This window comes from Chengkuizengella marina (genome assembly GCF_009910845.1).
GTDB lineage: Bacteria > Bacillota > Bacilli > Paenibacillales > KCTC-33759 > Chengkuizengella > Chengkuizengella marina.
This window is the reverse complement of sequence record NZ_SIJB01000029.1, coordinates 65,695-78,966: the sequence shown is the minus strand read 5'-3', so window position 1 is coordinate 78,966 and position 13,272 is coordinate 65,695. Positions and strand designations below refer to the sequence as shown.

Below are 13,272 nucleotides of genomic sequence, written 5' to 3'. Positions count from 1 at the left end.
AAAATCCTCCTCGTTTTGTGTTAGTTCATTGTTTCGATTACTCTAACGTAAGTGTCTTCAAATATTTTACAATATCATGGAATTGATCATCCTCAAGAGGTATCGCTGGCATCGTAGAACCACCTTTAACTTCCTGTGGATTTTTAATCCATTTAAATATGTTCTCATCCGTCATCTCAAGGTAACTACCAACTAGTTCACGATCAGCAAATCCTTTTAGATTTGGACCTAAACCTGGGAACCCTGATTCAATGGCATGACATGACATACAATTTTGCTTAAATAATTCCTCACCAGATTGAACATCTGCATCTACAGCTGCAGTTGGTGCTTGCATATTTGCTACCCATGCATCATATTCTTCTTCACTTACAACTCTTACTTTAAAATCCATTAATGCATGTGATGCTCCACAAAACTCGGCACATTTTCCTAGTAATACTTCCGGTTCAGCAGGAGTGTCTAAGTATAAAAGATTGATATTTCCAGGGTTTGTATCCATTTTCCCACCCATCCCTGGTATCCAGAAAGAATGTTTAACATCTGTAGCAGTCAATTCAAACTGTACTCTCTGATTAACTGGAAGTACTAAATCTTGTGCAGTATAAATTTCTAAATCTGAATATTCAAATTCCCACCAAAACTGGTGACCTATCGCTTTTACTTGAATGACTTCTGGATCTTCTGTATAATCCTCATCCTGAGAAAAAGTTATTGCTACTGAAGGAATAGCTAAAATAAGCAATAATATTAAAGGAATCACTGTCCAAATGATCTCTAACTTATGACTCCCTTCCACTTGCTTAGGAATTGAATCATCACCTGGTTTGCGACGATAACGAACAATTGCATAAAAATATAAAACAAATACTACAATTACCACTAAAATCATAATCCCTAAGGACAATAAAATAAGTCCGTACTGCTCTTCTGCAACCGATGCCTTTGGATCGATTGGATTGGAACCTTGTCCCACTAAACTACAGCCTGTTAACAATAAAGAAAATACCATTAACAAGGGGATTATACGTTTCCATAAATGCCACCGATTCACTGAATATCTACCCCGCTTCTAAGTTTTAAATTGATCGCATGGTTTCTCTTTCTAAGAAAAGTTTGTTTTACCATGGATGGCTTTCCTTGTCAATAAACTTAATCACTTTATTAAATATAAATTCACTATACTTATTTGTCAATCATCCTACGCAAGTTCACAAATTGTTCTTAAAAATGATGGATTATATTCAAATTTACTCTCATTGACTTTATTTCCAATTCCTATTTTTATTATGCGTATATGTATAATTCTTACTCAGAAGTACAAACCTAAATTTAACTACCTTTTTAAATAACTACAAAACTTTATGTTTGGAGGGTTTGTATTGAAAACACTATCTTACTTTATTTATGCTTTAATCATCATCGCTATACTTACATCATGTAATTATAAAGACGAATATGAGAAAAGTGAAGAAAATTTAAATGAAAGAACACTGAATGAAATGTCTAATGTTAAAATGAATCAAATAAATGCAAAACAAATAGACAACATAAATGCACATGAAAATACTAGTATCCGTTTTAGCCCTTTTACAGCCAAAGAGATCATGGACATTCCTGGTGTTAGTCATTCATATGTTATACTCACTAATCGTAATGCTTATGTTTCCCTCGTTCTAGACCATACTGCAACAGGAACCTTCGGGAAAGGAAATATTCATGAACAAGACAATACAGGTGAATCAAACGGAGTATATAATGGAAAAACAGGTAGTCCATATGCAAGTCCTAAAAATTTAGTCACAGATACAAACTCTAACTTCACATTAAAAGACGAAAACAATATTTCAAGCAGATTAAAACAAAAAGTAGTTATGGAAGTGAAAAAGTTAAATCCTAAAGTTGAAGAAATTTATGTGTCAGCCAATCGTGCATTTGTAAACCAATTAAATGTATATGCTCAGAAAACTTGGAGAGGAAACTCTTTAAAACCATATGTAAAAGAATTTAACGAATCCGTAAAGGTATATTTTAGTAATCACTCCCAAAATTAATCCATTATTAGAAGCAGTTTAGTTGTTTGTAATGTTACTGACAAAGCTTTTTATATAAAAGCTTTGTCCTTTTTTTTTGAAAAATATCTTTCAATCGCAATCATTATCATCACCTTTCACTTTTATGGTTAAAATAGTGTTATAATTATTCATGCAACGAATAGGAGAAAAATCACCTATTTGTTTTGAGGAGGCCAATAATATGGAAATTTTTGCAGCAGGTATAATGGGGTTATTTTTTCTTTTTGGGCTAATTTTATTGCTTCTAAATATCATTACAAGTGTTTGGGCATATAGAGATGCCAGAAGAAAAGGAAATTCTAAAGAATACGCAATCGTTGTATTGATTGGAACCATCTTTTTTCCTATTTTAGGTTTAATTGTTTATTTAATTATTAGAAATGATTAAATAAAATAGAGAAATGCATGAAGGGAGAGATTAACTTTAAATGAAATATAAAATGGTAGCCATCGATGTTGATGATACGTTAATAAATAATGATAGAATTGTTACAGAACCTACAAAAGAAGCGCTTGTTAAAGCTATTGAGCAAAATGTAGTCATCACTTTAGCCACTGGAAGAATGTTTGCATCAGCAAAACAAATCGCTAAACAAATAAATTTAAATGTCCCTTTGATCACATATCAAGGCTCACTCGTTAAAAATTTATTAGATGAAGAAATCATCTATGAACGTTCTGTACCTCAAGCAATTAGTGACTATGTGTTTAAATATGCTGTAGAAAACAATTATCACCTACAGGTATATCATGGTGATGAGCTTTACGTAAAAGAAGAAAACGATATTGTAAAAGAATATTCAGAGGTTTCTAATGTTCCTTTTAAGGTTGAAGCTGATTTTCATACTCTTGTAACTGAACCTTTAACAAAACTCCTCATCGTCAATCAGCCAGAGGTTATTAATCAAATTGCAATCGACTTACAACAAAGAATTGGTGATCAAGTTCATATTACAAAATCAAAACCATTCTTCTTAGAAATTGTTCATAAAGAAGCTACAAAAGGACATGCATTACAGTTTTTAGCCCAGCATTATGGTTGTGATATTTCTGAAGTTATTGCAATTGGAGACAGCTGGAATGATCACGAAATGTTAGAGGTAGCGGGCTTAGGTGTAGCAATGGATAATGCAGTTCCCTCACTGAAGGAACTTGCTAATTATGTCACACTTAGTAATAATGATGATGGCGTGAAACACGTTATTGACAAATTTATTTTAAATCCTTATTGAAAAATCTCACTTTAATAGTGAGATTTTTATTTTATATATGATCCTGTCTCTACAACCTTTTCCACTATATGCTTTATAATAGTTACTTGTTAAAAAATTAGAAGATACTTAAATTCCATTCTTGTGATAAACGAGTTAATAATCTAATCCCAGCGATACTATTTCCCTTATAATCTAATGCTGGGCCAATTACCCCGATACCCATATTTGGAGCAACGGATAGGATTCCACCAGAAACACCACTTTTTGCAGGAATTCCAGCTTCAATGGCAAATTCACCAGATGCATTATACATACCGCAAGTTATCATAAATGTTTTAGCAATTTGAACATATCGTTTAGGAATTAGCTGCTCAGATGTTGCAGGGTCTTTCCCATTGTTGGCTAATATCATACCCATTCGAGCTAAATTGGTACAACTTGTTTCAATGGAACATTGTTTAAAATATACCTCTAAATGTTCTTCTACATTTCCTTCTAAAATTTGATTATCCTTTAACAAATAAGCCAACGCACGATTCCGATGTGCAGTTTGATCCTCAGAACGATATACTTTCTCATTATATGTAATAGAATGATCTCCACTTATCCTTTGAATAAAAGATAATATCCGTTCAAAGCGATGATTAACATTATCACCATCAATAAAAGATGTAACCGTAATCGCTCCCGTATTAATCATTGGATTAAAAGGTTTACCTGGAGTTACGACTTCTAATTTCATTAATGAGTTATACATATCCCCCGTCGGTTCCATACCTACTTTATCAAAAACCTGTTTTTCTCCTCGATCCATTAAAGCTAATAATAATGTAAAAACTTTAGATATACTCTGAATTGTAAATTTAGGCATACATTCTCCTGCCGATACAGGTTCCTTGCCAACTTCATGAACTGTAATGCCTAATAAATCACCGGGTACTTTAGACAGTTCCGGGATGTAACTAGCTACTTTCCCTTCATTACAATGGTTTTTACTTTCTTTGATTAGAGTTTCTAAGATTGAATAGTCCACATTCATCACCCTATTTATTTTCTTTTTCTATACTAGACATGTATTCATTGTAAAGTTCATCATCACTTTTCACAACTTTTCTGATTTTCTTTGTTTCTTCAACAATTGGATCTATTTCAGTTTGTTTTCGAATTTCATACTTAGCATGAATAAGATCTACAGCTGCATCCTCAACATCTTCACTTTGATATTCACCTTCAGTTAATACCTCAGTTACTTTTTCTTCTATCTTTTTTTTATCCATGTTAACTTTGTTCCCTTCCTAAATCTAATCATTATCCCTCATTTTCTCCCTAATCAAAGCTTTTTACTCTACAAAATAGGATGTATATTCTAAATGAAGAACATACATCCTATTCATCTTTCATTATAAGTAAATTAATTTTTAATTATATTCCAATTTTTATTTTTGCTCTCAGTAAGCATAATAAAATCTGTATATCTATTATCTATTTCAACTTTTAACTGCTCTGGTAAAACAAGTGTCACATTCATATGTTTATATTCACTGGCTAAGCCACTTTTTCTAGGTAGATCTTTGAATGTAACATACATCGTATCTCCAACGATGTTTTGACTAAAATAATCCTCTAATTTCAATTCTGAACCTTCATCGAAAGAACGAATAAATGCATTGCCAAATAGATGAAGTTCCCTTTTCTTTGTTGAGTCAACTTGAATGGTTGTATAATATTGATTATTTGTCTGTACGATGATTCGATTTATTTCCTCTGGTATAGTTTGATTTATTGCCGGGAGTTCTTGATTGCTTTCAACTTCATTAATAACATAACGTACTTCTTGAATTAACCCTGTAGAGGTAAATATGAAAAGTAAAATACATAATGAACCTATAAAACCGACAACTAAAATGCTAAATATATCGTATTTTATCACTGAATTTTCCTGTTTTGAAATGAATGAATAGAATAAAATTTCAATACCAATTAACACTGCAATCAGAGGCCACCATGTAATTAATATATCTAGTGTTTCATAACCCCAAATCTGTGATAAAAATAAAACGATTCCTAATAATATTAAAGAACATGCCATAGATAAGGTACCTACACGCCATTGTTTCATCCTGTTTCTCCTCCATACTTTTTACTTCTTGTTTTTACTTCCCTTCAATAATCTGAATCCCCCAAATATAAAGAGAAGTGAGATCAATGTAGTCTGGAAATATCGATCAAATGTCCATCGAATACTATAGTCTGGAAAAAGTGAATCAACATAAACCAAAATGACTTGATCAAACAAATAGTAACAACCAAGTGCTACTAACCCATAACCCAACCACTTCTGATGATGCATAAACCATTCGATAATCGGAAAATCCTCTAATTTTTTCTCTTCGTTATATTTAGATACATTTTGCAATGCATCAAAGAAACTGAAAAACCATATGAGCGGAATAATAAATAAAAACAGAGATAATCTTAAAACATCCAATATATAAAGCGAAAATAAAAATCCAGCCATCAACTGAAGCCCACGTTTTTGGAGGCCTAAATATAAATGTCCTGCACCAGGAAATATGGACAATAAAGTAGCTAATACCTTGCTCTTTTTACCTAATTCCCTATGCTTTTCTAGATCTTCAAATATAGAAGTATCCACTAATTCTTCTCCTTTTTGTTTACGATTAAGTAGTTGAATACAATCAAATAAACTATATAACCAAATGATCGGTAAGACTGCTAAAAAAACGAGAAAAGCATCATCTACTATAACACTCACAAATCCAATCATCGTAAAGAGACCAAAGAATCCAACCAACAAGGTTAATCCTCTATTCGTTAGTCCTAATTGGAAGTGACCTAAACCAGGAATAAAAGAAAGCAAAATAGTAAAAAATCTTTCATTCTGCTGGTTAGCACTCGTTTTAACATAACCATAATCTCGATCAGCAGCTACCGTCTGTTGTTCATATTTTGGCATGGAAATTAGGGTGAAAATCATGTCCAGCATATTGATAGCCCCTACTAATAAAGCAAGTAATAAGCCAAAAATCATAAATTCTTCTGATCCACTAATAAAACCTAAAGCAAAACCTAAAAATAAAGGACCAAAAAAGCCAGCGCTGTATAAAAAGGCACGTGCCTTACGATCTAAGTAAAGATGTCCTACTCCAGGAATGAATCCGAGAAAAAAAGCTAATGCTTTATTTTTATTCATCTTTCTGACCTCCTCTTAAATTTGTTGGTAAATCGTTTAGAAAATCTGAGATTTTATTTGTTAACTCCTGTGAAACAGGGGGTTTATCCTGAGTTTCATGTTCAAATTGATCCTGCTGCATAGCCACTTGCTGGAATACCCCTGATGTCATGAGCACCATGGTAATACTAGCTGCTACCACATATTGAAAGAGAGGTTTATGAATTAATTTTTGCTTCGTTTCCTTTGGTTGAATTGAATTCATTACCTGTTTTGATATATCCTCCTCATTTTCTATGACAGGTAAGGTAGAAGTCATTTCCTCTACACACTGCGTATAAGTTAATAAACACTGTTCACAAGTATATAAATGCTCTTCATACTCCAATCTATCCGTATCAGAGACTTGATCGGTTACATAATTCAACCATTGTTGCTTATTGAAATGATCAATCATTGAAATTCCTCCTCCTTCCAATTTTTTCGGATCCATTTTTTTGCTCGGTATAACTTTGATTCTACACTTTTAATTTCAATCCCCTGTTCATTTGCAATCTCACGATATGATTTTTCTTGTATATAATAAGCAAATACTACATTTCTATAATTTTCAGGTATTTCATTTATTCTTGTTTTAACTAAAAGCACCCTTTCTCTTTGAATGGATTCCATTTCAGTCACGTTTCCATGTGTTATATGTTCAACCTTATCTATCTCCACTAAATCCTCTTTACTTCTCTGTGTCTTACGCTTCATATCAATCGCTTTATTCACAGCAATACGGGACATCCAAGTTTTAAATCCTTGATTTTTATACTGAGGGAGAGCATGGAAAATACGTATAAATACCTCTTGTGTAGCATCTTCCGCATCCTTTTGGTGACGGAGAATGGAATATACGATTTGAAATATATAGGTTTGGTATTTTTCCATTAACTTTCGAAAAACTTCTTGATCGCCGGCTATCACTTTTTCAATTAAAGCTTCATCTGTAATGTCCACTCCCCCCTCTCTGTTGTAATAGACGTCTACATATAAAAAAACCCTGCACTATTTTTTTTATTTTTTTTAAATCTAAAAATAAATAAAAACATCATACCTTTATTCAGTATGATGTGACTGATTTAAAGAAATTATATATTACTTGTTTAAACCATCCATTAAATGTAATTCACTTAATATGGAATCTAGTTTATTTCCACTTATATAAAGTGATTTCATGATACACAGGATCAAACAATGGATCTGAGTTAAATATTTTGATGAGAGTAACATGCTTGCTTAAATCTCCTACCTGTTTTTCAAACCCTTCTAATACTTTGTCTGTCATCAAAATTTGTTTATTAGGAATTCTCTTTATTTCTTGTAAAAAATAATCATAGGTGAACACACGTTGATGAGCATAACTCACATTTAAATATTGAAACACTCTTGTTTCTTCCCAAGTGTATACAATAAAATCATTATCTTGTTTAGATAAATACTCACTCAGCTGATAAACGGCAGGAGTATCCTGGGCATAGTTTTTGCTTATATAAGCGCCATGGATGAGTTGAGCTGCCATAAAAATGAAAATAAATATAAGAATGAATTTGGATTTTAGATTATGCAATAGGAACTGAATCATTATTAAAGCCATAGGACCCACTAAAGGTGAGATATGTCTAGGCTTGTCTAAGTTTTGAGCAAATAATGCCCAACCTAAATAACTCACCAGTATGACGATTAAAATGGTAGAATATTCACTTAACTTTTTATTTTTTCTTTGCAAAAGAAGAATTACAAATGAAGTTACTAAAACAATCATAAAAAATGCTAAAATGATGGAATGTCCACTAAATCCAGTCCAATACAAATTGTAAAATAGGAATTGAAAAACTTTAACAACTAACGAATCATTTGTTGGATCGTAAGTTCCACCCCAATCCGAAAAATGACCTGTTGTAAAAGAAAGTGCTAATTCAATAAACCCCCTTAAACTTCCCTCAGAAACAACTAAACCTATCACCCATATACTTTGAAATAATACAAAAAAGAGAAGCTGGAGAGCAACCGATATCAACGTGTAATCTTGCCTTTTAAATTTTACCCACCAAAGTAGTACAATACCTATACCAAATGCTAAATAAGATAAACGAATACCCATTAATATACTAAAGAAAAATAAAGGTACTAAAGAAATCAAAAAACCTTTATTAGATAAAGAATAATTTATGCTCCATACATACCACCATAGTACTGCTATTGCAGCTCCTTCAGACATAGGTTCTACACTAATTAATGTGATATAACTAAATGAAAGCACAAAAAGAACAGCAACAAGACTTTTTTGCCTGGTTAAAGTTCTTCTAGCCAATAAATATATAGGGATCGCTGAAAGTAAAGTCATCCATACATTTAAAATAACTAAAGACTGGACGGGGTCACTAATCCATTGATTTACAACAGTTCCAGCTAAAATAAAATATGGATAGCCAGGAAAATGTGGCTGCATTGCTAATAAATCGAAACGGTTTAAGGCAAGTGCAAAATCAACGATATCCCATGAACGAGCAAAGGACGAGATATGCATGAATCTCCATGTGAACATTCCAACGAAGATTAAAATAAGAAACATGCTACTCGCCCATTTATATTTATTTTTAATTTGATTCATCATGTATCATTTCCTATACGTTTACAACTTTTTTGCTATGAACCACTTTAGCATCCTCAACTACCTGTGATTTTTTGTTATCTACTTGCTTCTTTTGTGAAGATTGATTTCTAGTCCACAACAATAAGAAGATTCCAGCAAAATAACCAAAATAAACTAATATCTCTTCAAGAGATGGTGTCGCTGCATACCCTAATAATGCTGTAAAGAAAATTCCCACATCACCAGAGATAAGAGGGGCTGTACCTGTATCTCTTAAATATTGAGTGTAATCTGTCGGATGTTCAGGTAATAACCAAGTGACATCATACACTTGAGGCATCACACTTCCGATAATTCCAACATCCTGCATCATTCCGACACCCTGTACGAGTAGTCCGGCTGCAATCACAATAATCATTGCGCCTGTAATTCTAAAGAAGGTTTTTAAAGAAATACGCATTGTACCTTTAAAGAAGAAATAACTTACTGCTGATGCAATAATAATACCTGCAAGTGCTCCCCAACTTTGTAATGCTAATTGAATGTTCCCACCAGTAATAGCTGCAAAGAAAAATACTGTTTCTACACCTTCTCTTAAAATAACCAGGAAGGAATGTATGACCATTCCAATGACACTTCCTGCTGTGATGTAAGCTTTTAACTTACCTTCAAGTTTTCCTTTCATATCACGACTGTTTTTTGCCATCCAGAAAACCATATGTGTTAATAACATGGACGAAATGAGCATAATTGAAATTTTAAGATAAATTTGACTAGCCATCATGGAAAAGCTTGTTAACACTACTTGAAAAACAAAGGCTACACCTAAACTAGCAAGCAAGGCCAGACTTGCTCCTAACCACACATACTTTGTGTATTCAGGATGGTTCATTCTTTTAAGAAAAGTAATAATGATACCTAAGATCAATAAAGCCTCTAAAGTTTCTCTAAATGTAATTAGTAGTGCTTGCAGCTCCATGATGATTCCTCCCAATTATCTTTTACCTTGATGTTTCTTTTTTTCTTTTTAATGCATAAACAACGATAATAATAATAACAACAAGAATTAACACTAATGGTATCCAATTTTTAATATCATTTAAATTTACAAATTTAGGTTCTTCACTAATTTGCCCCTCTTCTGGGACAAAGTGTCCAACTTCAACATTCTCAATATTAAATTGTTCAGATAATGTTTCAATAATTTTTTCTTTACTTTTAATAAATACATCAATATCAGATTCTTTTTCACCTACTCCAAACAATCCTGGATTTCCTAATGAATCTAATGCTAGATTAAATTCCTCTCTTACTTGCTTATCCAATTGTTTATCTTTTTCAATGATGATAGGTGATAAAGCATCGTATGTTGCAAGTCCTTTTGCTAACAATAACTTTGTTGTCGTATAATCTGTAAAATCCTGTTCTATATATTGTAAACGCCTTGCAATATTTAATACGAGTATATTCCTCACGGCAGTCATTACTTCTTCTTTATTCTCAGCCTCTAATGCATCTATCACAGCTTTTGATGGATCAATGCCCATATGTAATTCAATATCCTCTCTCACTGTTAAGTATATGGTTTCAGCTTCAACATAGTTCGGAGGATTTTCATTTAACCGAGCATCCATTGCTTTATAAACCTCAGCTATGAGTTCTTCATTCGGATCTCCATAAGTATAAGCATACGTTACTTGTTGAAAAGAACCCAAAATCACGAAGAATGATGCAATAATCAAGATGATTTGTTTCATGTATTGTCTCCCTTAATCAGTTATTACACTCTAAATGATAACGATTATCATTGTTAATGTCAATAAAATCTTCACTATAATTGTGAAGATGATTTGAATTTTGTTTCTTTACGTAAGTTTTCACTATGAATTAAACTGGAGTTGGTACGAATTTTCCTTACTGGACGTAGCATTTCCTTTATAATAGCCATAATCACATTAGGAAGATATTCTTTGAATTTAATAAAAGATTGACCTTGTGTTCTTACTTGATAATGAATAGGGATCTCTCTCATTCGAAATCCTTTACGAACAATATTTAATGTTAACACTTGTGCATAATTATAATCATGAATAATTTCAGCATGTTCCATGACTTCTTTTGAGAATGCTCTCATTCCAGATTGTCCATCATAAATCCATCTTTTCAATAAAACACATTGAATAAATGTGAACACATAATTACCCAAACGTCGATGAAGTTTCATCCCTTTCATTTTCCCTAAAAATCGTGAGCCCATTACGTAATCTGCTTTATTTTGCAGTATAGGCAGAATAAGTTCTGGGATTTGTTCAGGTGGATATTCACAGTCGGCATCAATCATGACAGCAATGTCTGCACCAAGTTTATAGCTCTCTTTTAGCCCTTGGCGTACAGCAGCACCTAATCCTTTGTTTTCTGTAAAAGAATAAATAAAATCTGCCCCAGCTTTTTTTGATTCTTTGACAGTATTATCTTTAGACCCATCATTAATGACAAGCACTTGTATAAACAATTGAGAATCAGCATCACGTGGAATACGTGAAATCACTTCACCAATAGATTTTTCTTCATTATATGCTGGGATAAATACAACAACATGTTTTTTCAATTTTTGTTTTCCTCTCCATCTATATTTAATGCCTCTTTCAAAACTCGACCTCTGCTATGACTAGGATAAGGAGAACCCAATAAAGTCGCTACTGTTGGAGCAACTGAAATTAAACTATTTTTTTCTTCCACTCTCTTCCCTTGATGAACTTGTGGACCGTAAATAAAAAATGGAACATAACGCTCACCTTCATCTAAATGACCATGGCCTCCTATGCCATCTGCTTGTCCATGATCTGCACAAATAATAAATGTTGTATCCTGTTTTTTACCTTGCTCATCCAACCACGTAACAAATTGTTCAATCAAGGAATCAACTTCTTCAATTTTCTGGATATAATCAGGATAATGAACACCTCTGCTGTGTCCTGTTTGATCTGTTCCAATGAACTGTACTACGAGGAAATCAGGGTCCTGTTCACTCATGATATGTTTTGCTCTTTGCATAATATTTAAATCTGCTACATCATTGTTCATTACCGCAGTGACAGATTCAACGTCTTTACCAAAACTATCAATTAAGTGAGCAATACCTAACAGACGGCCTTTTTTGCCAACCTTTCTTAAACTGTCAAAGATACTTTCTACCTTAAGTCCAAGTTTCCAGACCATATTAGAGGTAATTCCGTGTTCTTTAGGATAAGTTCCTGTAAACATAGAAGAAAAACATACTACAGTACGGGCTGGATATACGGTTTCCATATGTGTATATTCTGTTCCTTTTAAACGCATGTCATCCAAAAAAGGAGTGTTTGCTTCCTTAAATTTATCTTTTCGCATCCCATCTATAACAATAACGATGACTTTATCTGTAATTGGATTGCCTACAGGGTTAGACGATTTTTCTATTGTCAACTCTTCATTCTCTTTTGGTTTCCAGTCAAAAATATATCGATGAAGTATCCAGCTAAAAATAAAAACACCAAAACAAAAAGATAATATTGTAAACCAAGGGAGCTCATAAAACCCTACCCCTTGATGGTACATAGACTGAAAAGCAAACTGCCATATGGATAATAACAATATAAACTTCGGTAACTGCTCTTGTGCATTCCCACTAGTGGAATCACTATTTTTTAAAACTAACTTCCAAAATCTTGTGAAGTTTAACCATGAAGTCCCAATTCTCAAATGATAATAAAATGTTCCCCAAAAAAATACGGTAAAGAAAAAATACAATCCAATTGCCATTAATACTAAGAAAAGTTCTGTTTCACTAAATATAATTAAATAAGCAATAAGGGGAATCCACAAATAATTCCTCAAGTATAGAGGAAAGTCATAATGATAGTATATGATAAATAAAGGGAGTATCAAAAACAACCCAAGGATAGTATTCTTCCAAAATGAAAGTTCTCCCCATAAACTGATATGATATAAATAAAATACGCCTACAACAAAAATTGGAGTAAATGGCTTACCTTCATTTAATAAATTCCAGCATCTCGCAGCAATAATTTCAAACCATGAAGCTTTTTTCATGAAACACCTCACAAAATGAAGATGTTGCTCAAAAAGAGTATAGACCCCGTAATGAACAACATC

15 protein-coding genes are annotated in these 13,272 nt (G+C 32.7%); 3 read left to right on the top strand and 12 right to left on the bottom strand.

Annotation, left to right across the window (positions count from 1 at the left end; translation table 11 throughout):
* Positions 1-37: 37 nt before the first annotated feature.
* A complete protein-coding gene (gene coxB, locus ERL59_RS14070) occupies positions 38-1,054 on the bottom strand; it encodes a cytochrome c oxidase subunit II (protein WP_160646859.1) in 1,017 nt (338 codons plus the stop codon).
* A gap of 328 nt (positions 1,055-1,382) precedes the next feature.
* On the opposite strand from coxB, the gene ERL59_RS14065 reads away from it, so the two are divergent.
* From ERL59_RS14065 to ERL59_RS14055, 3 genes are all read left to right on the top strand, one after another.
* A complete protein-coding gene (locus ERL59_RS14065) occupies positions 1,383-2,054 on the top strand; it encodes a hypothetical protein (protein WP_160646858.1) in 672 nt (223 codons plus the stop codon).
* A gap of 202 nt (positions 2,055-2,256) precedes the next feature.
* Positions 2,257-2,463 carry a PLDc N-terminal domain-containing protein gene (locus tag ERL59_RS14060; protein ID WP_160646857.1) on the top strand — a complete coding sequence of 69 codons (207 nt, stop codon included), beginning with the start codon at positions 2,257-2,259 and terminating at the stop codon, positions 2,461-2,463.
* 40 nt (positions 2,464-2,503) lie between these two features.
* Positions 2,504-3,307, top strand: coding sequence for a Cof-type HAD-IIB family hydrolase (locus ERL59_RS14055; RefSeq protein ID WP_160646856.1), 804 nt, complete (start codon positions 2,504-2,506; stop codon positions 3,305-3,307).
* Between the two features lie 97 nt (positions 3,308-3,404).
* Here ERL59_RS14055 and glsA read toward each other — a convergent pair whose 3' ends face one another.
* From glsA to ERL59_RS14000, 11 genes are all read right to left on the bottom strand, one after another.
* Positions 3,405-4,328, bottom strand: coding sequence for a glutaminase A (gene glsA / locus ERL59_RS14050; protein WP_160646855.1), 924 nt, complete (start codon positions 4,326-4,328; stop codon positions 3,405-3,407).
* 4 nt (positions 4,329-4,332) lie between these two features.
* The gene (locus ERL59_RS14045; RefSeq protein WP_160646854.1) at positions 4,333-4,566 is read right to left on the bottom strand and encodes a hypothetical protein; all 234 of its coding nucleotides are present in this window, start codon (positions 4,564-4,566) and stop codon (positions 4,333-4,335) included.
* A gap of 134 nt (positions 4,567-4,700) precedes the next feature.
* Positions 4,701-5,408 carry a hypothetical protein gene (locus ERL59_RS14040; RefSeq protein ID WP_160646853.1) on the bottom strand — a complete coding sequence of 236 codons (708 nt, stop codon included), beginning with the start codon at positions 5,406-5,408 and terminating at the stop codon, positions 4,701-4,703.
* Between the two features lie 21 nt (positions 5,409-5,429).
* Positions 5,430-6,503: a hypothetical protein gene (locus ERL59_RS14035; RefSeq protein ID WP_160646852.1), complete on the bottom strand. Its 1,074-nt coding sequence runs from the start codon at positions 6,501-6,503 to the stop codon at positions 5,430-5,432.
* Positions 6,496-6,939 (bottom strand): hypothetical protein, encoded by a 444-nt coding sequence (locus tag ERL59_RS14030; protein ID WP_160646851.1) that lies wholly within the window; start codon positions 6,937-6,939, stop codon positions 6,496-6,498. Before ERL59_RS14030 ends, ERL59_RS14035 begins: the two co-directional genes overlap by 8 nt.
* Positions 6,936-7,484 (bottom strand): RNA polymerase sigma factor, encoded by a 549-nt coding sequence (locus tag ERL59_RS14025; RefSeq protein ID WP_328699953.1) that lies wholly within the window; start codon positions 7,482-7,484, stop codon positions 6,936-6,938. The genes ERL59_RS14030 and ERL59_RS14025 overlap by 4 nt, the downstream gene beginning before the upstream one ends.
* A 190-nt stretch (positions 7,485-7,674) precedes the next feature.
* Positions 7,675-9,138 carry a hypothetical protein gene (locus tag ERL59_RS14020; RefSeq protein WP_160646850.1) on the bottom strand — a complete coding sequence of 488 codons (1,464 nt, stop codon included), beginning with the start codon at positions 9,136-9,138 and terminating at the stop codon, positions 7,675-7,677.
* A 13-nt stretch (positions 9,139-9,151) separates the two neighbouring features.
* Positions 9,152-10,099 (bottom strand): FTR1 family iron permease, encoded by a 948-nt coding sequence (locus tag ERL59_RS14015; protein WP_160646849.1) that lies wholly within the window; start codon positions 10,097-10,099, stop codon positions 9,152-9,154.
* A 22-nt stretch (positions 10,100-10,121) separates the two neighbouring features.
* Complete coding sequence (locus tag ERL59_RS14010; protein WP_160646848.1) at positions 10,122-10,877, bottom strand: hypothetical protein; 756 nt, start codon at positions 10,875-10,877, stop codon at positions 10,122-10,124.
* A gap of 74 nt (positions 10,878-10,951) precedes the next feature.
* The gene (locus ERL59_RS14005) at positions 10,952-11,728 is read right to left on the bottom strand and encodes a glycosyltransferase family 2 protein (protein ID WP_160646847.1); all 777 of its coding nucleotides are present in this window, start codon (positions 11,726-11,728) and stop codon (positions 10,952-10,954) included.
* Complete coding sequence (locus tag ERL59_RS14000; RefSeq protein WP_160646846.1) at positions 11,725-13,209, bottom strand: alkaline phosphatase family protein; 1,485 nt, start codon at positions 13,207-13,209, stop codon at positions 11,725-11,727. Before ERL59_RS14000 ends, ERL59_RS14005 begins: the two co-directional genes overlap by 4 nt.
* Positions 13,210-13,272: the final 63 nt, after the last annotated feature.